We start from the raw sequence: 25,371 nt of genomic DNA, 5'->3' as shown, positions 1-25,371 counted from the left end.
CAACTGAGTGGTTTTTTTGGCGAAAAAAGAGGGCGTTGAACAATTTGTTCAACGTCCTCTTTTAATAGATGGGGAAGTCATTTGTTAAGAATTATTTTTTCCATTCTGCTACTTGGTCTTTATGTGAATCAACCCAATCACGTGCAGCTTCTTGTGGGTCTTTGCCTTCGTTAATTTCTAACATGACAGATTCCATATCCTTAGTTGTCCAATGGAAATTATCTAACACTTTGTAAGCTTCTGGTTGATCTTCTTTTAGGCCTTGGCGAGCCATTGTGTGAATCGCTTCTTCGCCGCCCATAGTGCCTTTTGGATCAGCTAAATATTTTAAATCATATTTTGCAAACATCCAGTGAGGAGACCAGCCAGTAATAACGATGTCTTCGTTGTTTTTAATTGCTTGTCCTAAGGCGACAGTCATGGCACCTGATGAAGAAGTTTCAACAGACCAATCTTTCAAATTAGGATAAGCTTCTTTAGTTTTCTCTGCTGCTGCAACAACACCAGCACCAGGTTCAATTCCAGTAATCTTTTTCCCAGCTTGATCAGATAAATCTTCGATAGAATCAACATCCATATAAGAAGGGACGACAATTCCTAGCTTCGCGCCTTTAAGGTTTTCACCAAGGTCGTCTAATTTATCTTTATATTGTTTATATTGCTCTGCGTGAGTTCCTGGCAGCCACGCACCAACCATGGCATCTGTTTCACCTTTAGCTACAGATTCCCACATGATTGCGTTATCTAAAGGAGTCGTTTTAACATCATACCCCATATCTTTTAAGACTTCGGCAACCACATGTGTGGAGGCTACTTCGGTATCCCATTCCACATAAGAAAGGGAAATTTGCTTATCATTTGTTGTTGTAAAAATTGAAGCACCAACTAAGCCAGCGACAATTACAACAACCGCTGCAATAATCCCATATTTTTTCTTTTTAGAGGTGGCACCAGCTGCTTTAGGGGCTGCTTTTTTATTATTTAAATGTTGAGTAAAACGGTCAATGATAATCGCTAAAATAACTAAAGCCACACCATTTACGAAACCGTTCCCGACTTGCGCACGTTGTAAAGCGGAAAGGACGCCACGTCCTAATCCAGGCGCACCAATCATTGAAGCAATAACTACCATTGATAGGGCTAGCATGGTTGTTTGGTTAACACCAGCCATAATCGTGTTTTTGGCTAAAGGTAATTCTAATTTGAATAATTTTTGCCAGCCAGTACTACCGTAAGAATCAGCTGCTTCAACAAGTTCATTTGGCACTTGTCGAATTCCTAAGTTCGTAAAGCGAACGGTTGGTGGTAAAGCGAAGATAACAGAGGCGAAGACCCCAGGAACCATACCAATTCCGAAGAATGCAACGGCTGGAATCAAGTAAACGAAACCAGGCATTGTTTGCATGAAGTCCAAAATCGGTGTAATAATACTCTTGGCTTTTTCGCTTTTCGCCATTAAAATCCCTAGTGGCACACCAATGATAATGGAAATAACACTAGAAAGTAAAACTAACGTAACGGTACTCATTAAATCGTTCCATAAGTTTTGATTATAGATAAACATTAAGCCGATAAACGTGAATAAACTTAAGCCGATTTTTTTATTAGAAATAAAGAAAGCAGCAATCGTTAATAGCACAATCAGCACAAGTGGTGGTACGGCTGTTAGTAAGGCAGTAATGTTGTCCATTACACTTTGACCAATTGTTTGTAAAAAGCTGAATAATCCAGCAAATGTTGAAGTTAACCAATCAGTAAAACTTTCAACCCAAGACGCGACAGGTAATTGATACTTATTCATGTTCGTTCACCTCTGTTTCTGCAAGTGCTTCAAGTACGCTACCACGGATGACCACGCCTAATAGTTTGCCGTTATCAGTCACGGCAAGAGGTGTTTGTGCATCATAAATCAGTGGAAAAATATCATTCACTAACATATCTTTGTCGATTGTTTGAATTTCTGGATCCACACATTCTACAAGAGAAGTCCCGTTTTTACGCGCTTCTAAAGCTTTTTCTGCGCGTACAACGCCTTTTAGTTGGCGTTTTTTATCCACGGCAAGTAACATACTCACTTCTTCTTGACGCATCCGTTTTAAAGCAACAGTTGGGCCATCAATTTCAATGTTAGTAGTTAAAGCAGGTACCATAATATTTTGGGCAGTTAAGACTTTTGAACGATCCACATCTTCCACGAAGGTTCGCACATATTCGTTGGCTGGGTTGGTTAAAATTTCTTCTCCAGTCCCAATTTGCATAATTTGACCATCTTTCATCAAAGCAATCCGGTCGCCGATTCGTAAAGCTTCATTCAAATCATGTGTGATAAAGATAATGGTTTTTTTGACATTTTCTTGTAAATCTAATAGTTCGTCTTGCATTTCACGACGAATTAACGGATCAAGAGCAGAGAACGCTTCGTCCATTAATAAAATTTCTGGATCGTTAGCCAAGGCACGAGCAAGGCCGACACGTTGTTGCATCCCACCAGATAATTGACTTGGTAATTGGTCTTTAAAAGCAATTAAGCTAGAATTTTCTAAGGCTTTTTCAGCTTTTGCTTGGCGTTCTTCTTTAGGAACACCACGAATTTCTAAACCATATTCCGTATTTTCTAAGATAGTTCGATGGGGGAAAAGACCAAAGTTTTGGAAAACCATGCTCATTTTATTTCGACGTACTTCACGTAATCCTTCTTTATCTAAAGAAGAAATATCTTGTCCATCAATATAAATATTTCCTGAAGTTGGTTCAATCAAACGATTTAATAAACGAATTAATGTTGATTTCCCACTTCCTGATAACCCCATAATAACGAAAATTTCGCCTTCTTCAACTTCGAAATTTACATCATAAACACCGACTGTGGCACCCGTTTTTTCTAAAATTTCTGTTTTGCTTTTGTTGGCACGAATCATTTCAAGTGCCGGTTTGGTTTTCTTACCAAAAATCTTGGTAAGGTGATTTACTTTTACTTTTGGCAAATCATTGTTCCTCCTCATTAAAAAAAGTGACTACATCAGACTACTATAAAGTTGTCACTTTGTCAAATTAGATGAAAATCTTTCTGAAAATGAAGAAAAACAGTATTTTAACTAGGTTTTATAGTGGTTTTTTATGAAAAATAGAAATAATAAATAAAAAAAGTGACTATTTACCGCAAGATAAGTAGTCACTTTTTTGTTTAAGGATAAAAGAAATTTTGGACACGTTGTAAGGTTGATTCGTCATGTCCAACAAAATAAAGTGTGTCGTTCAACGAAATCTTTGCATATGGACCAGGTGAGACCAAAAGCTCTTCTTTGTGTTTGATAGCGATAATCGTTGCCGAAGTGTTTTGCCAAAAATTCATTTCGCTAATCGTCGCCTCAAGATAAGCAGCTTCTTCTGTTAAAACTAATGAATAAGGATTCATTGGATTGAAAGAATCAAAACGCTTTGTTTGTTCAACAAGAGTATCTAGAATGCTAGAAAAATGAGTAAGTTCTTCTTTTTGTTTCGCTACGCTATCTAGCAATTCTTCTTTAATTTCAGCAATCGTTTGAACGTCTTGATATTGTGTCACAAAGTCCTGCGCTTTTTCTTTTGATGCCACATAGAAGCCGCTGCCGTGTTTGGCTTTAACGATTTCTAAATCGACTAAAACGATAATGGCTTTGCGAGCTGTTTCTGGCGACACTTGGTATTGGTTAGCTAGGGTGGAACGGGCATGGATTTTATCTCCAACATGTAATTTGCCTTCTGCAATTTTTTCCGCAACATCAACGGCGATTTGTTGATATTTGGGCTTCGTTAAACTGATTTTTTTGGAAGCCATAGTGAATCCCTCCGTTAATTGTTATTTTCCATTTCTTCTAATTCTAAACTGAAATTTTCCCATTGCTCAAGTAGTTCATCTTGTTGCTGACGAGCGTCATCTAATTGTTGGTTTAAAGCCAGCAATTCAACATGATTTTCTAGAATGTCTGGTTGACTCATTTGTGCTTCTAATTGTGCAATTGTCGTATCTAACTGAGCAAGATTTTCTTCGACTTGTGTTATTTTTCTCTGCAAAGTACGGAGTAATTTTTGTTGCTCCTTGTTTTGATAAAAGGTATTTTTGGCTGTAACTGGTTCGGGTTTTTTCGCCGCTTCTTCATTAGCTAAGAGGGCAGCGATTTCTTCTTCCTCTTGTTTCTTTTCTAAATAATAATCATAGTCGCCTAAATAAAGTTTGCTGCCTTTTTCAGAAAGCTCAACAACTTTTGTTGCAATTCGATTGATAAAGTAACGGTCATGGGAAACGAAGAGGATGGTTCCTTCATAATCAATCAGCGCATTTTCTAAAACTTCTTTATTATCGATATCCAAGTGGTTGGTTGGCTCATCGAGAATCAAGAAATTGTCACGATCCATCGCTAATTTTGCTAATGCCACACGGGCTTTTTCGCCACCGCTTAATAAAGGAATCGTTTTTTCAACATCATCTCCACTGAAGAGAAAGCCGCCTAAAATACTTCGAATCTCTTTTTCAGGTGTGGTTGGGTGTTCATCCCATAATTCCGCTAAGACCGTTTTATTGCCATGTAAATTGGCTTGCTCTTGGTCATAGTAACCTACAGAAACATTGGTGCCAAAAGTTTTACTTCCTTTAATGAAAGGAATGCGGTCAATAATTGATTTCAAGAGAGTGGATTTACCAATTCCGTTCGGTCCGACTAAGGCAATGGCTTCTTTGCGACGAATATCCAAGTGAATAGGTTCGGATAAAATATGTTCTTGGTCGTAACCAATGGCGGCATCTTCGACTTGTAAAACAACATTTCCCGAGACTTTTTCACTATCGAAAAGAAAATGCGCCGATTTTTCATCTCCTTGAGGTCGGTCTAAACGGTCCATTTTTTCTAATACTTTTCGGCGACTTTGTGCACGTTTCGTTGTAGATGCACGAACCAGATTTTTGGCAACGAAATCTTCTAACTTATTGATTTCTTCTTGTTGCTTTTCATACGCTTTCCATTCACTGGCTAATTGTTCTGCTTTTAACTCTAAGTATTTGGAATAGTTTCCTTTGTAGTGAGTCATTTTTTTGCGGCTCAGTTCATAAACTTCATTAACTACCTTATCTAAAAAATAACGATCGTGGGAAACAATCAATAGGGCGCCGGCATAGCTTGGCAAATAAGATTCCAGCCAAGAAAGCGTCTCGATATCTAAGTGGTTTGTAGGCTCGTCCAGAATTAAAATATCTGGTTTTTGTAAAAGCATTCTCGCTAATGCAAGCCGGGTTTTTTGACCACCAGATAAGGTTTGAATATCTTTCGTGTAAAAGGATTCATCAAAGCCAAAGCCGTGAAGGACTGAGCGAATTTCATTTTCATAGCCGTAGCCATTTTTTTCAGAAAACGTATGTTGCAATTGATCGTACTCTTTTAAAATTCCTTCATAAACGGAAGTGGTTGGCTCCATTTCACTAATTTTGGTTTCTAATTCTCGCATACGCTGTTCCATTTCTAGGATGTCAGCAAAGGCTTTTGTCATTTCTTCCCAAACGGTTTTATCTGATTCTAAGCCGGTATTTTGAGCTAAATAACCTAACGTAGCAGTTTTATTTTTGGCAATGGTTCCGCTATCGGGAGCATCAATGCCTGCAATGATTTTTAAAAAAGTCGATTTTCCAGCACCATTACGACCAACTAAGGCAATCCGACTTTTTGTTGCAATTTCTAAATGTATGTTTTCAAACAATGTTTCCGAGCCAAAATGCCGGGCAACTTGATTTGCTTGTAATAAAATCATCAGTAGTCCTCATTTCTAAATTCATTGCCCTTAGTGTAGCATAAAATCTGCTAAAATAGCACGTATCAAAAAATGCTTTGTGAAGGTTTATACCTTTTATCACAAACTTTTGAAGAAAAATGCTATTTTTGAGCCATAGAATTGCTTTTTATTGTGAAAAACTGCTATTATGTTAATGGATAAGATTTAAGTGAAAGTATTGGAGGTCCAATTGTGAAAGATCAAGTTATTCCAAAAGCAACGGCGCGACGCCTTCCTTTATATTATCGCTACTTAAGAATGTTACATGATACAGGAAAAAATAAAGTCTCATCAACTGAATTAAGTGAAGCGGTACAAGTAGACAGTGCGACTATTCGTCGTGACTTTTCATATTTTGGTGAATTAGGTAAACGTGGGTACGGCTATGATGTTGAAAACTTAATGAACTTTTTTGCAAAAACATTGAATGAAGATGAGTTAACCAATGTCGCATTAATCGGGGTTGGTAATTTAGGAAGTGCTTTATTAAAGTACAAATTCCATCAAAGCAACAGTATTCGTGTAAGTTGCGCATTTGATGTGAATGAAGATATTGTGGGACGCATTGTTGACGGTATTCCGGTTTATCCAATGGAAGATATGATGGAACAAATCCGTGTTCAACAAATCGAAGTAGCTATTTTAACTATTCCAGCTCGCAAAGCACAAGAAGTTGTGAACAAACTTGCCGAAGCAGGGGTTAAAGGAATTCTAAACTTTACGGCTGCGCGTTTAGTAGCGCCACCTGAAGTATTAATTCAAAATGTTGACTTAACCAACGAATTACAAACATTGATTTATTTCTTACATCATGACAACGAATTGATTGACGAAGAAGAATAAGCAAAAGAAAAGGGCCTAGTCGTTTAGACGAAGGCCCTTTTCTTATTGAATTGCACCATTATGCAAAAGTAGTTGAACAATAATCACAATCGTATTCATGCCACAATGGGCAATAATTGAGGTCCAAATTTTTCCAGTTTGCTTGTACAAAAGAGCAAAGAAAAATCCCATAAAGAAATAAACAAAAAAGTGACCATCGGCATGTGCGAGTGAAAAAATCGCCGAACTAACAGTAGCCGCAATCCAGAAATTTGTAAAAGGCTGGATTAAATGGATAAATGCATAACGAAAGACGAATTCTTCCATAATCGGACCACCGATAGTAGTTGCCAAAATAAATAAAGGATTTGCCAAAATCACCGCCACAATAGCTTGCGTATTTTGAGAAGTAGCTTGTTCTCCTGTGATGGCTACTTCAATGGCAAAAGTAACCCCTTGAATCAGCATGGCAATGAAAATCCCACTAACACCTAGTAAAAAAATAAAAATAGGTGATTTCAAGGTTGCTGTTTCCTCTAAAGGAGAAGGTTCTGTTGTTTTTAAAAAGATGCCAATCATTACAAGGGCGCCAATAATGTAGAGAGCAGTTGTCACATTAATCGCTGCATTGGGGGAAATACCCGAAAAAAGTAACGGCCCGAAGAAAGCGATAATGTATGTGACTAAAATAAATAAACTTGATTTTCTTAAGGTCATGGTTAATCCTTTCTATAATTATTTTTTACGATTATTGCGATATCCTAATAAAAGAAAAACGAATAAGAAAAAGAAAAGAGATTCCCAAAGTGTCGAAACAATTCCTTCTGTGACACTGAAAACAAGATTTCCTAAATTCGCTATCACAAAATAAACGAAGGTTGCTATTAGTGCTGTAAGTAAACGTTGTTTCATTTTATTCGCCTCCAATCGTAGTCAATTTATTTTACCATGAATTAAAGGATTGGAAAAACATTCCATGAAAAAAGAATACGCAATAAAAAATGCGTATCTTATAATTGACAAGAAAAAGAGAGAAAAGACTTGCATTTTTAGAGTGAAATGAGTATTATAAATAGTGTGAGTTAGCACTCTTGTGTATCGAGTGCTAAAATAAGCGAAAACTTTTTATTTGGAGGGATTTATTGTGTTAAAACCATTAGGCGATCGCGTCGTAATTAGAGTCGCGAAAGAAGAAGAAAAAACTGTTGGAGGAATTGTTCTTGCATCCGTTGCAAAAGAAAAACCACAAACAGGTGAAGTTATCGCAGTAGGTGAAGGTCGTGTGCTTGAAAATGGCACAAAAGTTCCGATGGAAGTAAAAATTGGTGACACAGTAATGTTTGAAAAATATTCAGGAACAGAAGTGAAATACGAAGGCGTAGAATACTTAATTGTATCAGCCAAAGACATTATTGCCACTGTTGAATAATAAACAACTTTTACAGAATAATATAATAGAAGAAAAAAATTATGAGGTGAAGAAATCATGGCAAAAGAGATTAAATTTGCAGAAGATGCACGTGCAGCAATGCTACGCGGAGTAGATGTATTAGCAGATACAGTGAAAGTGACATTAGGCCCTAAAGGTCGTAACGTTGTTTTAGAAAAATCATTTGGTTCACCATTGATTACTAACGATGGAGTAACAATTGCTAAGGAAATTGAATTAGAAGATCATTTTGAAAACATGGGCGCAAAATTAGTTTCAGAAGTTGCTTCTAAAACGAATGATATTGCTGGTGACGGAACAACAACAGCGACTGTTTTGACACAAGCCATTGTTCGTGAAGGCTTAAAAAACGTAACTGCTGGAGCTAACCCATTAGGTATTCGCCGTGGGATTGAATTAGCAACAAAAACAGCAGTAGAAGAATTACACAATATTTCATCTGTAGTTGATTCAAAAGAAGCGATTGCACAAGTCGCTGCTGTTTCATCAGGTTCTGAAAAAGTCGGCCAATTAATTGCTGATGCAATGGAAAAAGTTGGTAACGACGGCGTAATTACCATTGAAGAATCAAAAGGGATTGAAACAGAATTAGATGTGGTTGAAGGAATGCAATTCGACCGCGGTTATTTATCTCAATACATGGTTACTGACAACGATAAAATGGAAGCTGTTTTAGAAAATCCATATATCTTAATTACCGACAAAAAAATCTCAAATATTCAAGATATCTTACCTTTATTAGAACAAATTCTACAACAAAGCCGTCCACTATTGATCATTGCGGATGATGTTGATGGGGAAGCTCTACCAACATTAGTATTGAACAAAATCCGTGGTACATTTAATGTTGTCGCAGTAAAAGCGCCAGGATTTGGTGACCGCCGCAAAGCGATGCTTGAAGATATTGCTATTTTAACAGGTGGTACAGTAATCACTGACGACTTAGGGTTAGAGTTAAAAGACACAACCATTGAAAACTTAGGAAATGCTAGCAAAGTAGTTGTCGACAAAGATAACACAACAATTGTTGAAGGTGCTGGTTCAAAAGAAGCCATTGATGCCCGCGTTCATTTAATTAAAAACCAAATCGGCGAAACAACGTCTGATTTTGATCGTGAAAAATTACAAGAACGTTTAGCTAAATTAGCTGGCGGGGTTGCTGTCGTTAAAGTCGGTGCTGCAACTGAAACAGAATTAAAAGAATTAAAATTACGAATTGAAGATGCATTAAACGCAACACGTGCCGCTGTAGAAGAAGGCATGGTTTCTGGTGGTGGTACCGCACTTGTCAATGTAATTGGTAAAGTCGCTGCGCTAGAAGCTGAAGGCGATGTGGCAACAGGAATCAAGATTGTCGTTCGTGCATTAGAAGAACCAATCCGTCAAATCGCTGAAAATGCTGGTTATGAAGGTTCAGTGATTGTTGACAAACTAAAAAATGTTGACTTAGGTATCGGATTCAATGCAGCTAACGGTGAATGGGTAAACATGGTTGAAGCCGGTATTGTTGACCCAACAAAAGTAACTCGTTCTGCATTACAAAATGCAGCTTCTGTGTCAGCTTTATTATTAACAACTGAAGCAGTTGTTGCAGACAAACCAGAACCAGCTGCACCAGCTCCTATGATGGATCCATCAATGGGCATGGGCGGTATGATGTAAAAATAAAAAAAGTATTCTAAAAGCTTACGATTGAAAAATCGTAAGCTTTTTTTACATAAAGAATAAATAATCTAAATAATATCTTTGCTTATAGTATTTTCTCAAATATTTACTCATTTAACAAAAAAGATGATAATTTAAAGGCTTCGTTTTAGCTAGACAGCCTTGTTTTTATTCGATAAAATTTAGTAATAACAATCATTTTTTGAAAACTAGTAGTTGGTAATTTTTATTTATTAATAGAATATAAATAAAAATTATTATATTTTGAAGGGGAATATTAGGAAGATTGAGGTGGAAAAATGGAAAAATATACAATTGGTGTCGTTCCTTTGACAATTGAAACAAAAGAATACTGTCAAAATTGGTTTGTTAGTAATCAAGTAGAATGTCAGATCATCCAAGGAACAAATATACTTCTTCATTTGCACCATATTGATGGATTAGTGATTGAAGTTACTGACCACCAGCAAGTAAATACTTGTTGTGAGTTATTAATGACGATTCGCAAGCAGTCAGATTTACCGATTTGGTTATTTTCTCGGACAGAAGTAATTAGTAAAGTCAATCGAATTATTTATTTACAATTAGGTGCAGATGGCGTTTTTGATCATTCTTATGATCGTCAAGAATGCATGTTAAGCATGAGTAATTTATTGCAACGTGTAAAAAGACGTTTTTATCCTAAATTAGTTAGTGCAAACGAGGAACAAACAGTTACTAAGAATCTTTCTGAGAGATTGTATTTAATTGCGCCAAATTTGAGTGTTTGCTTGGGAAGTGGAGAAGAAATTCTTTTAACAAAATTGGAATTTTTCACAATAGAGTATTTATACAAACACGCAGGACAAACAATTACATATGAAGAACTCTACAAAAATGTCTGGAAAGATACTGCGAATGAACGAAAATATCGTGTCGCTAATGTGATTTTCCATTTGCGTAAAAAAATTGAACAAGATGTGAACAAACCACAATATATCAAAACAATTCGCTCAAAAGGCTATATGTTAACGGTGTAAAAGGTACGAAGGAGGAGAAACAGATGTGGCAATTTTTGACTAAAAACAATGAAGATGAGGAGTATGAGAAGATGCCGGATTTTGAAAATGAACAATCGATGAAAGCACAACCAACGGTAACAGAAGAAGCAATCTTTGATGACGAGGTTGTTTATGCAAAAGAGCAAGCTGCAAAAGTTAAGCAGGTCCAGCAACAAGTGCCGACTGAACTGTCAGAAGAATCATTTTCTTTTGTTGAAAAACTAGAAGAAGAAAATCAACTATATCAGCAATCCATTAAAAAGCTAACGGAGCAATTATTAATGCAAACCAATGAAGTGGAAGCATTACAAAAACAAGTAGTCGAAAAAGATGTTCAACTTAAACATGTTAAAGAAACATTAAGTGATAAAGAAACAACTATCACTTCTTTACAGAAACAATTGTCTGAAGCAAAGATGCAACAGAGACAGACCAGTGAAGAGAATTTAGACACAGCCGTTACGCTTTCTCAAAAAGAAATTGGTGAAGTGTTATTAGAAGCCAAACGTCAAGCAAAAGAAACAATTGCCCAAGCTAACCAACAAGTTGCAACAGTTCATGAAGAAATGGAACAACGTTTAGCAACTTTAACACGCATGAAGCAAGTGGCAAGAGAGTACCAAGCTTATTGTGAACAAATGCTGACCATCAAGAATGAATCAACAGGAATGTACCAACAGATAGAGCAATTATTAGCAGAAATAAAGAGGTAAATGAAGGAGAAATGCGATGAAAAAAAGAAAGGCAAGATATTTGAAGTTGGTATGTCTTGGAGTCTTAGGGGCTTATGCGGGCGCCAGTTACTACAATTCAGAACCATTAATCGCTCAAGAGGAGACCGAAACGAGGAACGAAAGTCGACAGCTATCGCTGGAAGAAAAAAGAGCGGACCAAGCCAATCAAGACCAAGGAACCCTTACTTCTTCAACGCTGAACGAAACAATAATAAGTTCGTCTGAACAACAAGAAAGTTCAACACAAAATGACAGCAGTGACCATCAGGAAAATAATGTGGAACCATTAGAATCTGAAAATAGTTTACCGCCACAAGAAAAGACAATTGCTAGTACTAAACCAACCGAATCGTTACAAAATGAGCAACCAGTATCTGAAGAGCATAAAGCGCTCACTGAGAAGTCACCTCATAATCAGGAACCACAAAATTCTACATTAACTGAAAAGACCAAAGAGCCGTTGGTACATTCAGAGGTAGACAATAGTCAAGAAAAGGAAAAGCAAGCAGGAATTCAACAACAAGCCGAGGCAAATTTTGTTGTCCAAGAGAATGCTTCTACTTCTGAGTTTATTAGAAAAATCGGTGAAGAAGCACGAGTTATTGGTCAGCGACATGATCTATACGCTTCTGTCATGATAGCTCAAGCTATTTTAGAGAGTGGCTCGGGCAATAGTGCGTTAGCCGCGCCGCCAAATTATAATTTGTTTGGCATTAAAGGCGCTTATCAAGGTCAAAGTGTCAGCTTTCCCACACAAGAAGATGATGGTAAAGGGAAGATGACCACCACTCATGCCGATTTTCGTCAGTATCCTTCCTATAAAGAGTCTTTAACAGACTATAGTAAATTAATCATCAATGGGCTGGCGGGTAATCCAACGTTTTATCACGGCGTTTTGAAAGCAAACACGACGAATTATCAGCAGGCAACAAAATTTTTAACAGGTGGTTATGCAACGGATACATATTACGATAAAAAATTAAACGCGTTGATTGAAACCTATCAATTAACTGAATACGATCAAGAAAAGAAGCAACCAGTAGTGACTAATTTGGCAGAAGAAAAGAAACCTTCGTTTGATAAGGAAGCAGTCAAGGCACAGCTAAAAAAAGAAGCAGTCGTCTATGAAGTAAGCAAAGGAGATTCTCTCGCCACCATTAGCCAGACGTTTGGTGTGTCAGCAACAGCCATTTTAAAACAAAATTCAAAGACTCAAGAAATGTTTTATATTGGCCAAAAAATCACGATTCCTCAGCATACAGCGGCGACTTCTCTAGAACCGAAAGAACAAGCGTTACTTCAATCACTAATAATCAGTAAATCGGTGACTAATGCTTTGAAGACAGCAGAGCAATCAAATGGTAAAGCGAATGACTCAAAAACAGAGTCTACTGAGTATTATGAAGTAAAAAGAGGAGAGACACTCGCAAAAATTGCTAAAAAAACGGGCTATTCCTTAACCGCCCTCAAGCAGACAAATGACTTAACGTATTCTGTATTAACCGAAGGACAAACGATAGCACTTCCTAAGCTAAAGGACTAATGCTGATTTAACTTATTGGTTGATGGAGTCATATATTATTAGACGAAGAGAAGAGGAGAAGTTCATCCATGGATGAACTTCTCCTCTTCTCTTACTATGTTTTTCATAAATACTTAATAAATAGTAAAATTAGCAAGAGAATTGTGTCTTTACACAAAATAGATAGGTTTTCTTGCCGAAGTTTGATAAAATGATTAGTTGAAAGGATGCGTGAAAATTGAAAGAATTATTTCGTAAATACCGAGAAGTACTGGCTTATTTATTTTTTGGTGGTGCAACGACTGTCGTCAACTTAGTTGTATTTTTTGTTTGTCAAAATGTGTTAGGGCTGGATTACAAGATAAGTAACACAATTAGTTGGTTTTTATCTGTTCTATTTGCCTTTTTCACGAATAAATATTGGGTATTCGCAAGTAAGCATGAAAGCATAGCTGGTTTTTTTAAAGAAATGGGCTTATTTTATTGGTACCGAATTTTATCTTTTGTGGCTGATATGGGTTTAATGATTCTCCTAATTGATGGCATTCATTTTTCATCGTTTTGGGCGAAAATGATTACACAAGTTGTAGTAGTGATTTTAAATTATTTCTTCAGTAAATTTTTCATTTTTAAAGAAAAAGAGGTCTAAGCAGATTTTAGGCTAAAAAAAATTTTTTTGTTATAATATAAACAAGTTTTTAATACAAAGAATAGAGGTAGAAAACGATGGACTATACATATGCAGATGATAGTTTGACATTGCATACAGATATGTATCAAATCAATATGATGCAAACATACTGGGAATTAGGGAGAGCAGATTTACATGCTGTTTTTGAATGTTACTTTAGAGAGATGCCCTTTAATCATGGCTACGCAATTTTTGCAGGCTTAGAACGTTTGGTCAATTATCTCGAAAATTTAACGTTCACAGAATCTGATATTGCATATCTCCGAGAAGTTGAAGAATATCCAGAAGATTTCTTGACGTATTTAGCAAATTTTGAATTTAAATGTACTGTACGCTCTGCTTTAGAAGGGGATTTGGTTTTTAATAACGAACCGTTAATTCAAATTGAAGGTCCTTTGGCACAATGTCAATTGGTAGAAACTGCCTTGCTAAATATGGTGAATTTCCAAACATTAATTGCGACAAAAGCGGCTCGAATTAAATCCGTGATAGGCGATGATCCTTTATTGGAATTTGGAACACGCCGGGCACAAGAATTAGATGCTGCCATTTGGGGCACAAGAGCCGCCTATATTGGTGGGGCGGACGCGACAAGTAATGTTCGTGCTGGTAAAATTTTTGGTATTCCGGTTAGTGGGACTCATGCCCATTCATTGGTTCAGTCGTATGGAAATGATTATGAAGCATTCATGGCGTATGCCAAAACACATCGGGATTGCGTTTTCCTTGTTGATACGTATGATACTTTGAAAGCGGGAGTGCCAAGCGCAATTCGAGTAGCTCGAGAAATGGGTGATAAAATTAATTTCCTAGGTGTGCGGATTGATAGTGGCGATATGGCTTATATTTCTAAACGAGTTCGTGAACAACTGGACGAAGCTGGCTTTACTGAAGCAAAAATTTATGCATCGAATGATTTAGATGAAAATACGATTTTGAATCTAAAAATGCAAAAATCAAAAATTGATGTATGGGGCGTGGGTACCAAGCTGATTACCGCCTATGATCAACCGGCTTTAGGAGCGGTGTTTAAATTAGTTTCAATTGAAGGTGAAGATGGTCAAATGAAAGATACCATTAAACTATCTAGCAATGCTGAAAAAGTGACAACACCAGGAAAAAAACAAGTCTGGCGCATTACACGTAAATCTGATAAAAAGTCAGAAGGGGACTATGTGACACTTTGGAACGAAGATCCTCGCCAAGAAGAAGAAATTTATATGTTCCATCCCGTTCATACCTTTATTAATAAGTATGTCCGTGATTTTGAAGCACGGCCAGTACTCCAAGATATTTTCGTTGAAGGAAAACGTGTGTATGAATTACCAACTTTAGATGAAATTAAACAATATGCAAAAGAAAATTTAGATTCACTTTGGGAAGAATACAAGCGGGACTTGAATCCGCAGAAATATCCAGTGGACCTTTCAACAGATTGTTGGAACCACAAAATGAATTTATTGGAAAAAGTGCGTAAAGACGTTAAACATTTAACGGAAACGGTGAATAAGGAGGCCTAGAAATGACAACACTTCAAGAAAAAATCATTCAAGAGTTAGGTGTTTTACCGACAATTGATCCAAAAGAAGAAGTTCGTAAAAGTATTGATTTTCTGAAAGCTTATTTAACTAAACATCCTTTTTTAAAAACCTTTGTCTTGGGAATTAGTGGCGGACAAGATTCAACATTAGCTGGGCGCTTAGCACAATTAGCGATGACTGAAATGCGCGAAGAAACAGGAGATATGTCGTATCAATTTATTGCGATTCGCCTTCCATACGGTGAGCAAGCAGATGAAGCTGATGCACAAGCCGCGCTAGCCTTTATCCAGCCAGATGTTTCTTTACGAGTGGATATTAAACCAGCAGTGGATGCAATGGTTGGTTCGCTAGAAAACGCTGGCGTTCAAATTAGCGATTTTAATAAAGGGAACATGAAAGCACGTCAACGTATGATTACACAATATGCAGTAGCTGGCGAAAATGCTGGCGCAGTAATTGGCACAGACCACGCAGCCGAAAATGTCACAGCTTTCTTCACCAAATATGGCGATGGCGGAGCGGATATTTTACCGTTATTTCGTTTAAATAAGCGCCAAGGAAAAGCTTTGCTGAAAGAACTTGGGGCACCAGAAGCCTTGTATCTAAAAATACCAACAGCTGATCTAGAAGATGACAAACCGTTAGTTGCAGATGAAGTTGCCTTAGGTGTCACGTATGATGCCATTGATGACTATTTGGAAGGCAAAAAAGTCTCGGAAACAGATCAACAAACAATTGAAAACTGGTATAAAAAAGGACAACATAAACGGCATTTACCCATTACAATTTTTGATGATTTTTGGAAATAAAAACACAGACCATCGGCGAATGAACGATGGTCTGTGTTTTTTTTACATAACTACTTTTCAGAAAGTAAACGTTGCTACAGCAACTATCCTATGATAATGAAAGTCGTTTTCATTTAGGCGTTTTCACTTTCTTTTTCAAAACAGAAAAGGTACGCTCAATAATGTAAAGTGAATGATGGGAGAGAAAAAGAGATGAAGCATGTAACAAAATTGGGGATTACAATTATAACAGGAGTTTTGGCATTATTATTTGAATTTATTTTACATCAGCCGAATTGGGCGTATGGCATTATTTTAATAACAGGTTCTGTAATGGCGTTAATGATGTTCTGGGAAATGATTCAAACCTTACGTGAAGGAAAATATGGTGTCGATATTTTAGCGATTACCGCTATCGTTGCAACCTTAGCTGTGGGAGAATACTGGGCCAGTTTGATGATTTTAATTATGTTGACTGGTGGTGATTCATTAGAAGACTATGCCGCTGGAAAAGCTAACCAAGAGCTGAAGTCATTATTGGATAACTCGCCACAAAAAGCTCATCGCTTGAATGGCGAAAATTTAGAAGATGTTTCTGTTGAGGAAATCAATGTTGGCGATGAATTAGTAGTAAAACCAGGGGAACTAGTTCCAGTTGATGGCTTGGTAAAAACCGGGACATCAACAGTCGATGAATCTTCATTAACAGGAGAATCAAAACCAATTGAAAAAAATCCTGGGGATGAATTAATGTCGGGTTCCGTGAATGGTGATGGCTCTTTGAAAATGGTTGCTGAAAAAACTGTAGCCGACAGTCAATATCAAACAATTGTGAACTTAGTGAAAGAATCTGCGGCACGACCAGCTCATTTTGTACGTTTAGCAGACCGCTATGCGGTACCTTTTACACTAGTTGCCTACCTAATTGCAGGTGTTGCTTGGTTTGTTTCAAAAAGTCCGACACGTTTTGCGGAAGTCTTAGTTGTTGCTTCGCCGTGTCCTTTAATTCTATCTGCCCCAATTGCTTTAGTGGCAGGGATGGGTCGTTCAAGTCGTCATGGGGTCGTTATTAAATCGGGAACGATGGTCGAAAAAATAGCTTCTGCAAAAACGATTGCGTTTGATAAAACAGGCACGATTACGCAAGGACAACTTTCTGTTGATCAAGTCCAACCAATCAATGCTGAAATAACTGCTGCTGAATTAGTGGGATTGGCAGCAAGCGTGGAACAAGAATCAAGTCACATTTTAGCTAGATCAATTGTTGCTTATGCCAGAAAGCAAGATGTCCCATTAAAAAATATTACAGATCTAGCGGAAGTTTCTGGTGCTGGCGTGAAGGCATTTGTGGATGGTGCTGAGATACGGGTAGGTAAAAAGAATTTTGTGACACAAGAGTCTCAAACAACTGAAAAAATTGATAAAACGACCATTCATATTTCACGTAATGGCACATATTTAGGCCGAATTACTTTTACAGACACAGTACGACCAGAAGCAAAAGAGACTATGGAAAAATTACACCAATTACATCTTCAACGAATTTTAATGCTGACGGGGGATCAAGAATCCGTCGCAGAAACGATTGCTGCAGAAGTAGGAATTACCGAAGTACATGGGGAATGTTTACCACAAGATAAGTTAACTATTCTAAAAGAATTGCCCAAAGAAAACCATCCAGTCATCATGGTAGGAGATGGTGTAAATGATGCACCTTCGCTTGCTGTTGCAGACGTAGGTATTGCTATGGGCGCTCATGGAGCTACTGCGGCTAGTGAAACTGCTGACGTTGTTATTTTAAAAGATGACTTAAGTAAAGTCAGCCAAGCGGTCGAAATTGCCCAAGATACCATGAAAGTTGCCAAACAATCTGTATTAATCGGAATTTTTATCTGCGTTTTACTAATGCTAATTGCTAGTACCGGGATCATTCCGGCGCTAATCGGGGCTATGCTACAAGAAGTCGTGGACACTGTGTCAATCTTATCTGCTTTGCGTGCTCGTCGAATTGGCAAGTAAGGTGGAACAATTAATTGCCTGAATGTCCAGCTTAGTGGTAAAATAAAGGTACGTTTTTAATATTAATAAGTTACAGGGGAGAGATTGTGCAATGAAAGGAAACCAAATAGATGGGCAACCAGTCACGGAAGAACAACTATTAAAAGAAGGCTACCGTAAATATACGGGGGAAGGAATTGATATCTTTTATAATAAAGATATTTGTGAACATATTGGTAATTGTGTTCGTGGAAATCCAGAAGTCTTTGAAGTTGGTCGGAAACCATGGATTATTCCAGATAACGGAAGTGTTGAAAATGACATGATTGTGGTAGATTCATGTCCAAGTGGTGCTCTAAAATATATTCGGAAAGCAGGGAACGAATATGCAAATTAAAGAAGAAAACGATCGTTTTGCTCTATATAACGATGAAAACCAAGAAATTGGTGAAATGACTTGGTCAGATGCTGGCGAAAGCATGATGATTATTGATCATACGTTTGTTGATCCAACTTATCGTGGACAAAAATTAGCTGAAAAACTTGTTTTAGCCGGTGTTGAAAAAGCGAGAAAAGAGCATAAAAAAATTATTCCGCTATGTCCATTTGCCAAAAAAGAATTTGATACTAAACCTGAATACGGAGACGTGTTGAGAAAATAAAGAAGAAACTAGCAACAGCCGCAAGTAGAAATCTGATTCCTACTTGCGGCTGTTGCTATTAGAGACAAATAGGGAAAGACATTAAATTTCACTGGTGTTTACAGATAAAATATGCTACATTAAAGTAGATGAATTTCGCATATTTGTATAAAAAGGAGAATTAACGCATGTATAATCTAATCTTAACGTTGGTCATCATTTTATCTGTTTTAATCGTCATTACTGTTATGATGCAACCAAGCAAACAAAACAGTGCAGCAAGTGCCTTCACTGGCGGTGCAGATAAATTATTTGGGAAGCAAAAAGCGCGCGGTTTTGAAGCTGTTATGCAACGCTCAACAGCAGTTCTTGGCGCAATTTGGATGATTTTATTATTTGTTTTGGCGTTCTTATCTTCAAAATAAGTACGTAATCTTTTAAAATGACAAGTTTAGAACAGAGAGATGAGTGCGGACACTTATTTTTCTGTTCTTTTTCTTTCTGAAAAAGTCTTTGAAACTTATCATTTCGGAAGGTTTTCTTTTGAGAATATGATAGAATGAAGCTGAGGTGAGCGAAGTGGCAAAAAAAATCAATTTACCGAAGCCGTTATTTTCAGAAAAAGGAAAACGGGCGGTCCTTTTATTACACGCTTATTCTGGCAGCAGTAATGATGTACGGATGTTAAGCAGACGTTTAGAAAAAGAAAATTATACTGTCTATTCGCCTAATTTTTCAGGACATGGCACGCTAGTTCCTGAAGATATTTTAGATCAAACAACGGAACAATGGTGGCAAGATACACAAGAAGCAGTCGCTTTTTTGAGAGAAAGAGGTTACCAAGAAATTGCCATTTTTGGTTTATCAATGGGCGGGATTTTCAGTATGCATGCATTAACGGAACAATTAACAGGATTAATTGGTGGTGGATTTTTCTGTTCACCTATCTACCCTGTCGAAAATAAAGTCCCAGAAAATTTCGTATTATACGCAGAAAATGTGATGAAAATCGCAGAAGTTCCTGCAGAGGAACAACAAAGCCGGTTGCAATCGATTGAGCAACGAGTCAAACAACAATTAGGAGCGATTGAAACGATTGCTAGTCAGACGGCTGACAAACTAAACAAAATCCACGCACCTCTTTTCTTAGCGCAAGCTGGCAAAGATGAAATGATTGAGCCAATGGGCGTCTATCAAACGGCCCAAGCGCTAACACAAGCACGTGTGACCTTACAATGGTACCCAAACAGCGGACATGTCATTACGGTGAGTGGAGAACACAAACAATTAGAGCAAGATGTGGTGCAATTTTTAGCAACACTACCTTGGAATGAGGAGAAATAATGACAAAACAAACAATTAAAGAGCAAATTTTACATTTCATGGAAAGCCAAAAAAAGAAAAGCTTTTCAATGGAAGAAATTGCACAAGGCTTGAATTTAGAAAAAAGTTCAGATTTTAAAATTTTAGTGCAAACCATTGCACAAATGGAACGAGAAAAGTCAGTTAGTTTCAACAAAAAAGGCAAAGTCCTGTTACCAATGAAAGACTTATTAATAGAAGGAACGTTTCGTGCAAATGAACGAGGCTTTGGTTTCGTGACCATCGATCCTGAAGAACCAGATGTTTATATTCCTAAAGAGGCAACGAACTTTGCAATGGATGGGGACACGGTTTTAATCGATGTGATCCAACATGCGGATCCTTTTTCAGATCGCGGCGCAGAAGGTAAAGTCAAAGAAATTAAAGAGCGAGCAGTGAGCCAAGTTGTCGGAGAATTTGTGGCATATAGTGAAGAAGAAATGGCAGAAATGGGACTGTATGGCTACATGATTCCCAAAGATAAGAAATTGAATCAGTATACTGTATCAATTGCACCTGAAGGGATTAAGCCAGTAGATGGTAGCATTGTCATTGCTGAAATTACCTATTATCCAGATCAAGAATATCCAACGAGTATGGAAGGACTAGTCAAACAAGTGATTGGTCATAAAAATGATCCAGGAATGGATATTTTATCAATCGTGGTGGCTCATGGAATTCCCACAGCATTTCCTGACGAAGTTTTAGCTGAAGCGGACCAAGTACCAGAAACTATTGCAGAAAGCGATTTAGTCGGTCGTCGGGATTTACGTGATCAGTTGATTGTGACGATTGATGGAGAAGATGCAAAAGATTTAGATGATGCGGTAACGGTACAAAAGTTAGCAAATGGCAATTTCTTTTTAGGGGTGCATATTGCAGATGTTTCTTATTATGTAACTGAAGGAAGCCAATTGGATATGGAAGCGTATGAACGTGGTACAAGTGTCTATTTGACAGACCGAGTTGTGCCAATGATTCCGCAGCGATTATCGAATGGGATTTGTTCGCTAAACCCACATGTTCCACGTTTAACCATGAGTTGTGAGATGGAAATTACACCAGAAGGAGAAGTTATTTCGCATGAAATTTTCCAAAGTGTAATCCAAACAACGGAGCGAATGACCTATACAGCAGTCAATGAAATTTTAGAAGAGCAAAAACCTGAAACGTTAGAACGCTACAAAGAGCTAGTTCCCATGTTTAAAGAGATGGGCGAGCTGCACCATATATTAGAAGAGATGCGTATGCGCCGTGGTGCGATTTCTTTTGAAGATCGTGAAGCCAAAGTCCTAGTTGATGAAAATGGTCATCCCCAAGATATTCTTTTACGCACGCGTGGCGTGGGTGAACGATTAATTGAATCCTTTATGTTGGCAGCGAATGAAACTGTGGCGCGTCATTATCATGACTTAAAACTGCCATTTATTTATCGGATTCATGAACAACCAAAAGAAGAAAAAATGCAACGTTTCTTTGATTTTGCTGCAGTACTTGGCATTCTTGTTAAAGGAACAAAAGAAAACATTTCACCGAAAGATTTACAAAAAGTTTTAGAGCAAGTTGAAAATAAGCCAGAAGAAGTGGTTATCAATACGATGTTGCTAAGAAGTATGCAACAAGCGAAATACTCAGAAGACAACTACGGACACTATGGGTTGGCTGCTGAATATTATACGCATTTCACTTCACCAATACGTCGTTATCCAGATTTAATTGTGCATCGTTTGATTCGCAGCTATAGCCAAGATCAATCTGAAAAAAATCAAGAAAAATGGAACGAAGCATTACCAGAAATTGCCAACCATAGTTCAAGTATGGAACGTCGCGCAGTTGATGCAGAGCGTGAAGTGGACGCCATGAAGAAAGCCGAATTTATGGTAGATAAAGTGGGAGAAACGTATGACGGGATTATCAGCTCAGTCACAAAATTTGGTATCTTTGTGGAACTGCCTAATACAATAGAAGGCTTGATTCACGTGAACAACTTAAAACAAGATTATTTCCACTTTATTGAAAATCATATGGCGTTAGTTGGTGAACGGACGGGAATGACTTTGAAAATTGGTCAGAAAGTTCAAATCCGTGTTGAAAAAGCTGATCCAGAAACAAGAGAAGTTGATTTTGAATTGATTTCAGCTGAGGAAGTCGCGCCAGTCGAAGGACCAAAAGGACGTAAAAAAGGTAAAGCCAATTCTTCAACTCGTTCAAATAATCAACGAAGAAATAAAAAAGATGAATCATTTGATGGTAAGAAAAAGAAAAATAAGAAAAAAGGCAAAGGTAAAAAACAACCTTTTTATAAAGAAGCAATGAAACAAAAAAATAAAAAAGGGAAAAAGAAGAAGTAGAGGAGGTCGCTTATGCCAAAAGGGGAAGGAAAATTAATCGCACAAAACCGCAAAGCTAGACATGATTATTCAATTATCGATACGGTTGAAGCTGGGCTTGTTTTACAAGGAACAGAAATCAAATCTATTCGAAATGGTCGTATCAATTTAAAAGATGGTTTTGCGCGAATTCGAAACGGAGAAGCCTTTTTGTATAACGTTCATATTAGTCCATATGAACAAGGCAATATTTTTAATCATGACCCATTACGTACCAGAAAATTATTATTACACAAAAAACAAATTAATAAGTTAATCGGCGAAACCAAAAATACAGGTATCACATTAGTACCTTTAAAGGTCTATATTAAAGACGGCTATGCCAAAGTTTTGATTGGTTTAGCTAAAGGGAAAAAGCAGTACGACAAGCGTGAAGACTTGAAACGTAAGGAAGTTGACCGACAAATCAGCCGAACATTAAAAAATAACCGACGTTAAAAATGTAAATTTATTCTTTTTCGCATATTTGCTTGCCTTTCTTCGGATTAGGTGTAAAATCTGGTAAGTGTTGAGTAAATGAATGTAAATGATTCATTTTTTAATCGCTTCGGAAAGCAGTACCACCCTGCATTAGATTGGTTTATGGAAAAGGTTTTCCAACCAATTTTCAACACATGAAATTTTAAAAGTAAACTATTTGTAAATTATCAACAAGTGGTGGTACGATAGCTTTGCCAGGGATTATCACTCAGGAGTAGGATGAAACTTCTGAAAGATTGTTGGAAAAGAGGTGAATTGATTTGGAAGAGAAGAAATTACTCTTCAATATCGGACCAATTTGGTTTGATGGAACCATTGTTTTGATGGTGCTGTTGACGTGTATCATTGTTTTCGCCTTTGTCTATGCTTGTACGAGAAATATGAAGCTACGACCTAAAGGCAAACAAACGGTCATCGAATGGTTAGTAGATTTTATTCGTGGAATCATTACAGACAATTTACCTCGTAAAGAAGTGAGCAATTTTCATTTAATGGCGTTTACCCTTTTCATGTTTGTGCTTGTTTCAAACATCTTGGGTCTCGTTACAAAAATCGTTGTGGGCGACGATCTCAGCGTTTGGAAAAGTCCAACCGCCGATCCAATCGTAACCTTAACGTTAGCGATGATGATGATTGTCTTAACACACTTCTTTGGTATGAAACGCTTTGGTTTTAAAGGCTATCTAGTTAATAGTTATTTAAGACCCGTTGGTTTCTTACTACCGGTAAAATTAATGGAAGAATTCACGAATCTATTAACATTAGGCTTGCGTTTGTACGGAAACATTTTTGCCGGCGAAGTTCTCTTGGGCTTGATTGCTGGAACCGTAGCAAGCGTCGGATTATGGGTTATCCCACTAGCAATTCCGCTAGAAATGATTTGGGTAGCATTCTCAATCTTTATTGGATGTATCCAAGCGTTTATCTTTGTGACACTTTCAATGGTTTATATGTCACACAAAATTGAAACAGAAGAATAATCAAGAAATACGAAGGACAAAAATTATCTTTTAGGAGGATTTTACACAATGGAAGGATTAAATTTTATCGCAGCAGCAATTGCAATTTTCGGTTCAGCTATCGGAGCCGCTATCGGTAACGGACAAGTTATTTCAAAAACAATCGAGTCAATGACTCGTCAACCAGAAATGTCTGGTCAATTAAGAACAACAATGTTTATCGGGGTCGCTTTAATCGAAGCTGTGCCAATTTTAGGTGTCGTTGTTTCTTTATTACTTTTATTCAGATAAGCAATAAAATGGAGGCAGGACGCTGATTATTATCGGGACCGTCACTGCTTTCTTCTATCTTTAGCCTTTTCAATAGCTGGTGATAAAGCAGTTGAAGAAGCTAAATCGATTTTTGCAGGAAAGGAAGTTGAGACTTCATGCTACTTACTACATTGGTAGTCGGTGAAACGGCTCCTAGTACCACACTAGGCACGATGATTGTTGTCAGTGGTGCATTTTTAATCTTGATGCTCTTATTAAAGAAATATGCATGGGGAGCAATCGTAGATATTTTGACACAACGTGAAGAAAAAATTGCCAACGATTTAGACTCTGCAGAACAATCTCGCGTAGCAGCAGCGAAAATGGAAAAAGAACGTCAACAACAATTACTTTCTTCCAGATCAGAAGCAGCTGAAATTATTAAAAACGCGAAAGAAAGTGGAGAACAGACTCGCCAAAAAACATTAAAAGAAACAACTGCGGAAGTTACTCGCTTACGCGAAAAAGCTCGGACAGATATTTCTCAAGAACGTGAAGAAGCATTGTCTTCAGTAAAAAATGAAGTGGCAGATCTTTCTCTTCAAATTGCAGCCAAAATTTTAAATAAAGAATTAACACCAGATGCACATGAAGCATTGATTGATTCTTATATTGAAAGTTTAGGTAAAGCAAATGAAACTAGATAAATATACAGTTGGTAAACGCTACGGCAAGGCTTTGTTTGAGTTGGCAGTTGAAAAGAACCAAGCTGAAGCAATTTATCAAGAATTATTGACGCTTCGCGAAGTCTATCACCAAGTACCTGGTATTGGCGATATTTTAAGTGATGATCGCTTAGAGCCTTATGAAAAAGACAGCATCATGGAAAAACTAGTAACAGGTTTTAGTGAAATGATGCAAAACTTTTTGCGAGTGGTTTACGAATATCGTCGCATGTACGATCTGCTCTTGATGATTGATGAATATGAACGACGTTATGATGAGCACCAAGGACTAATTTTGGGTTCAGTGACAACAGCCATTCCTTTATCAAAAGAACAACATCAAGCAATGGAAGAAAAAGCTGCCCAATTATTAGGGTATGAACAAGCGCATTTAGTCAATTTAATTGACCCGTCAATTGTCGGCGGAGTGGTTATTGAAGCAAACCATCAAGTAATCGATGGCAGCATCCGCAAACAATTAGAACATATGCAGCAGAAGTTATTAAAATAAT

At 37.4% G+C, this 25,371-nt stretch carries 26 protein-coding genes; 20 read left to right on the top strand and 6 right to left on the bottom strand.

Annotated elements, in window-relative coordinates:
• Positions 1 to 91 precede the first annotated feature (91 nt).
• The 4 genes from IGJ46_RS09980 to IGJ46_RS09965 all read right to left on the bottom strand — a co-directional run bounded on the left by IGJ46_RS09980 (position 92) and on the right by IGJ46_RS09965 (position 5,778).
• A complete protein-coding gene (locus IGJ46_RS09980; RefSeq protein ID WP_002356521.1) occupies positions 92 to 1,801 on the bottom strand; it encodes an ABC transporter permease/substrate binding protein in 1,710 nt (569 codons plus the stop codon).
• Entirely contained in the window at positions 1,794 to 2,984 is a 1,191-nt protein-coding gene (locus IGJ46_RS09975; protein ID WP_002388977.1) for a quaternary amine ABC transporter ATP-binding protein, read from the bottom strand. Before IGJ46_RS09975 ends, IGJ46_RS09980 begins: the two co-directional genes overlap by 8 nt.
• A 200-nt stretch (positions 2,985 to 3,184) precedes the next feature.
• On the bottom strand, positions 3,185 to 3,817 hold the full coding sequence (locus IGJ46_RS09970) for a GntR family transcriptional regulator (RefSeq protein ID WP_002356525.1): 633 nt from the start codon (positions 3,815 to 3,817) through the stop codon (positions 3,185 to 3,187).
• A gap of 14 nt (positions 3,818 to 3,831) precedes the next feature.
• Positions 3,832 to 5,778: an ABC-F family ATP-binding cassette domain-containing protein gene (locus IGJ46_RS09965; protein WP_002365037.1), complete on the bottom strand. Its 1,947-nt coding sequence runs from the start codon at positions 5,776 to 5,778 to the stop codon at positions 3,832 to 3,834.
• Positions 5,779 to 5,991: 213 nt separating this feature from the next.
• Here IGJ46_RS09965 and IGJ46_RS09960 point away from each other — a divergent pair, with 213 nt between their 5' ends.
• Positions 5,992 to 6,642, top strand: a complete 651-nt coding sequence (locus IGJ46_RS09960) for a redox-sensing transcriptional repressor Rex (RefSeq protein ID WP_002356528.1) — start codon at positions 5,992 to 5,994, stop codon at positions 6,640 to 6,642.
• Positions 6,643 to 6,684: 42 nt separating this feature from the next.
• Here the strand turns inward: IGJ46_RS09960 and IGJ46_RS09955 are convergent, their stop codons facing one another.
• Positions 6,685 to 7,338 carry a CPBP family intramembrane glutamic endopeptidase gene (locus tag IGJ46_RS09955; protein ID WP_002356529.1) on the bottom strand — a complete coding sequence of 218 codons (654 nt, stop codon included), beginning with the start codon at positions 7,336 to 7,338 and terminating at the stop codon, positions 6,685 to 6,687.
• An 18-nt stretch (positions 7,339 to 7,356) separates the two neighbouring features.
• Positions 7,357 to 7,533, bottom strand: coding sequence for a hypothetical protein (locus IGJ46_RS09950; protein ID WP_002356530.1), 177 nt, complete (start codon positions 7,531 to 7,533; stop codon positions 7,357 to 7,359).
• A gap of 232 nt (positions 7,534 to 7,765) precedes the next feature.
• On the opposite strand from IGJ46_RS09950, the gene groES reads away from it, so the two are divergent.
• The 19 genes from groES to atpH all read left to right on the top strand — a co-directional run bounded on the left by groES (position 7,766) and on the right by atpH (position 25,370).
• Complete coding sequence (groES, locus tag IGJ46_RS09945) at positions 7,766 to 8,050, top strand: co-chaperone GroES (RefSeq protein WP_002356531.1); 285 nt, start codon at positions 7,766 to 7,768, stop codon at positions 8,048 to 8,050.
• A gap of 57 nt (positions 8,051 to 8,107) precedes the next feature.
• Positions 8,108 to 9,733 carry a chaperonin GroEL gene (gene groL, locus IGJ46_RS09940; RefSeq protein WP_002362559.1) on the top strand — a complete coding sequence of 542 codons (1,626 nt, stop codon included), beginning with the start codon at positions 8,108 to 8,110 and terminating at the stop codon, positions 9,731 to 9,733.
• Positions 9,734 to 10,035: 302 nt separating this feature from the next.
• Positions 10,036 to 10,755, top strand: coding sequence for a response regulator transcription factor (locus IGJ46_RS09935; protein WP_002368880.1), 720 nt, complete (start codon positions 10,036 to 10,038; stop codon positions 10,753 to 10,755).
• 23 nt (positions 10,756 to 10,778) lie between these two features.
• A complete protein-coding gene (locus IGJ46_RS09930) occupies positions 10,779 to 11,489 on the top strand; it encodes a hypothetical protein (RefSeq protein WP_218391227.1) in 711 nt (236 codons plus the stop codon).
• Between the two features lie 16 nt (positions 11,490 to 11,505).
• On the top strand, positions 11,506 to 13,053 hold the full coding sequence (locus IGJ46_RS09925) for a glucosaminidase domain-containing protein (protein WP_218391226.1): 1,548 nt from the start codon (positions 11,506 to 11,508) through the stop codon (positions 13,051 to 13,053).
• 217 nt (positions 13,054 to 13,270) lie between these two features.
• Positions 13,271 to 13,681 (top strand): GtrA family protein, encoded by a 411-nt coding sequence (locus IGJ46_RS09920; protein WP_002356537.1) that lies wholly within the window; start codon positions 13,271 to 13,273, stop codon positions 13,679 to 13,681.
• A gap of 77 nt (positions 13,682 to 13,758) precedes the next feature.
• On the top strand, positions 13,759 to 15,243 hold the full coding sequence (locus IGJ46_RS09915; protein WP_002356538.1) for a nicotinate phosphoribosyltransferase: 1,485 nt from the start codon (positions 13,759 to 13,761) through the stop codon (positions 15,241 to 15,243).
• Between the two features lie 2 nt (positions 15,244 to 15,245).
• Entirely contained in the window at positions 15,246 to 16,073 is an 828-nt protein-coding gene (gene nadE / locus IGJ46_RS09910) for an ammonia-dependent NAD(+) synthetase (RefSeq protein ID WP_002356540.1), read from the top strand.
• Between the two features lie 168 nt (positions 16,074 to 16,241).
• A complete protein-coding gene (locus IGJ46_RS09905; protein WP_218391225.1) occupies positions 16,242 to 18,071 on the top strand; it encodes a heavy metal translocating P-type ATPase in 1,830 nt (609 codons plus the stop codon).
• 91 nt (positions 18,072 to 18,162) lie between these two features.
• Positions 18,163 to 18,447, top strand: a complete 285-nt coding sequence (locus IGJ46_RS09900) for a (4Fe-4S)-binding protein (protein WP_002356543.1) — start codon at positions 18,163 to 18,165, stop codon at positions 18,445 to 18,447.
• Positions 18,437 to 18,712: a GNAT family N-acetyltransferase gene (locus IGJ46_RS09895; protein ID WP_163402218.1), complete on the top strand. Its 276-nt coding sequence runs from the start codon at positions 18,437 to 18,439 to the stop codon at positions 18,710 to 18,712. The genes IGJ46_RS09900 and IGJ46_RS09895 overlap by 11 nt, the downstream gene beginning before the upstream one ends.
• A 167-nt stretch (positions 18,713 to 18,879) precedes the next feature.
• Positions 18,880 to 19,116 carry a preprotein translocase subunit SecG gene (gene secG, locus IGJ46_RS09890; RefSeq protein WP_002356546.1) on the top strand — a complete coding sequence of 79 codons (237 nt, stop codon included), beginning with the start codon at positions 18,880 to 18,882 and terminating at the stop codon, positions 19,114 to 19,116.
• 145 nt (positions 19,117 to 19,261) lie between these two features.
• On the top strand, positions 19,262 to 20,035 hold the full coding sequence (locus tag IGJ46_RS09885; protein ID WP_002384145.1) for an alpha/beta hydrolase: 774 nt from the start codon (positions 19,262 to 19,264) through the stop codon (positions 20,033 to 20,035).
• Positions 20,035 to 22,404, top strand: coding sequence for a ribonuclease R (gene rnr / locus IGJ46_RS09880; RefSeq protein ID WP_002356549.1), 2,370 nt, complete (start codon positions 20,035 to 20,037; stop codon positions 22,402 to 22,404). Before IGJ46_RS09885 ends, rnr begins: the two co-directional genes overlap by 1 nt.
• Before the next feature lie 12 nt (positions 22,405 to 22,416).
• Positions 22,417 to 22,881 (top strand): SsrA-binding protein SmpB, encoded by a 465-nt coding sequence (smpB, locus tag IGJ46_RS09875; protein ID WP_002356550.1) that lies wholly within the window; start codon positions 22,417 to 22,419, stop codon positions 22,879 to 22,881.
• A 302-nt stretch (positions 22,882 to 23,183) separates the two neighbouring features.
• Positions 23,184 to 23,903: a F0F1 ATP synthase subunit A gene (gene atpB, locus IGJ46_RS09870; RefSeq protein ID WP_002356551.1), complete on the top strand. Its 720-nt coding sequence runs from the start codon at positions 23,184 to 23,186 to the stop codon at positions 23,901 to 23,903.
• A 48-nt stretch (positions 23,904 to 23,951) separates the two neighbouring features.
• Complete coding sequence (gene atpE, locus IGJ46_RS09865) at positions 23,952 to 24,173, top strand: ATP synthase F0 subunit C (protein WP_002356552.1); 222 nt, start codon at positions 23,952 to 23,954, stop codon at positions 24,171 to 24,173.
• A gap of 137 nt (positions 24,174 to 24,310) precedes the next feature.
• Positions 24,311 to 24,841, top strand: coding sequence for a F0F1 ATP synthase subunit B (atpF, locus tag IGJ46_RS09860; RefSeq protein WP_002365031.1), 531 nt, complete (start codon positions 24,311 to 24,313; stop codon positions 24,839 to 24,841).
• Complete coding sequence (atpH, locus tag IGJ46_RS09855; protein ID WP_002356554.1) at positions 24,828 to 25,370, top strand: ATP synthase F1 subunit delta; 543 nt, start codon at positions 24,828 to 24,830, stop codon at positions 25,368 to 25,370. The genes atpF and atpH overlap by 14 nt, the downstream gene beginning before the upstream one ends.
• Position 25,371: the final 1 nt, after the last annotated feature.

Source organism: Enterococcus sp. AZ120 (assembly GCF_050546165.1).
Classification (GTDB): domain Bacteria; phylum Bacillota; class Bacilli; order Lactobacillales; family Enterococcaceae; genus Enterococcus; species Enterococcus faecalis.
Note: the sequence above shows the minus strand (reverse complement) of the source record. Positions and strands in the feature narration are given on the sequence as shown.

What these genes read in the sequence shown, in the direction of transcription:
- groL (WP_002362559.1), top strand. Translation starts at nt 8,108, where the DNA reads ATGGCAAAAGAGATTAAATTTGCAGAAGATGCACGTGCAGCAATGCTA.
- rnr (WP_002356549.1), top strand. Translation starts at nt 20,035, where the DNA reads ATGACAAAACAAACAATTAAAGAGCAAATTTTACATTTCATGGAAAGC.
- smpB (WP_002356550.1), top strand. Translation starts at nt 22,417, where the DNA reads ATGCCAAAAGGGGAAGGAAAATTAATCGCACAAAACCGCAAAGCTAGA.
- IGJ46_RS09935 (WP_002368880.1), top strand. Translation starts at nt 10,036, where the DNA reads ATGGAAAAATATACAATTGGTGTCGTTCCTTTGACAATTGAAACAAAA.
- IGJ46_RS09970 (WP_002356525.1), bottom strand. Translation starts at nt 3,817, where the DNA reads ATGGCTTCCAAAAAAATCAGTTTAACGAAGCCCAAATATCAACAAATC.
- IGJ46_RS09925 (WP_218391226.1), top strand. Translation starts at nt 11,506, where the DNA reads ATGAAAAAAAGAAAGGCAAGATATTTGAAGTTGGTATGTCTTGGAGTC.
- IGJ46_RS09950 (WP_002356530.1), bottom strand. Translation starts at nt 7,533, where the DNA reads ATGAAACAACGTTTACTTACAGCACTAATAGCAACCTTCGTTTATTTT.
- atpF (WP_002365031.1), top strand. Translation starts at nt 24,311, where the DNA reads ATGCTACTTACTACATTGGTAGTCGGTGAAACGGCTCCTAGTACCACA.
- IGJ46_RS09895 (WP_163402218.1), top strand. Translation starts at nt 18,437, where the DNA reads ATGCAAATTAAAGAAGAAAACGATCGTTTTGCTCTATATAACGATGAA.
- atpH (WP_002356554.1), top strand. Translation starts at nt 24,828, where the DNA reads ATGAAACTAGATAAATATACAGTTGGTAAACGCTACGGCAAGGCTTTG.
- IGJ46_RS09900 (WP_002356543.1), top strand. Translation starts at nt 18,163, where the DNA reads ATGAAAGGAAACCAAATAGATGGGCAACCAGTCACGGAAGAACAACTA.
- secG (WP_002356546.1), top strand. Translation starts at nt 18,880, where the DNA reads ATGTATAATCTAATCTTAACGTTGGTCATCATTTTATCTGTTTTAATC.
- IGJ46_RS09955 (WP_002356529.1), bottom strand. Translation starts at nt 7,338, where the DNA reads ATGACCTTAAGAAAATCAAGTTTATTTATTTTAGTCACATACATTATC.
- atpE (WP_002356552.1), top strand. Translation starts at nt 23,952, where the DNA reads ATGGAAGGATTAAATTTTATCGCAGCAGCAATTGCAATTTTCGGTTCA.
- IGJ46_RS09915 (WP_002356538.1), top strand. Translation starts at nt 13,759, where the DNA reads ATGGACTATACATATGCAGATGATAGTTTGACATTGCATACAGATATG.
- IGJ46_RS09965 (WP_002365037.1), bottom strand. Translation starts at nt 5,778, where the DNA reads ATGATTTTATTACAAGCAAATCAAGTTGCCCGGCATTTTGGCTCGGAA.
- nadE (WP_002356540.1), top strand. Translation starts at nt 15,246, where the DNA reads ATGACAACACTTCAAGAAAAAATCATTCAAGAGTTAGGTGTTTTACCG.
- IGJ46_RS09980 (WP_002356521.1), bottom strand. Translation starts at nt 1,801, where the DNA reads ATGAATAAGTATCAATTACCTGTCGCGTCTTGGGTTGAAAGTTTTACT.
- IGJ46_RS09930 (WP_218391227.1), top strand. Translation starts at nt 10,779, where the DNA reads ATGTGGCAATTTTTGACTAAAAACAATGAAGATGAGGAGTATGAGAAG.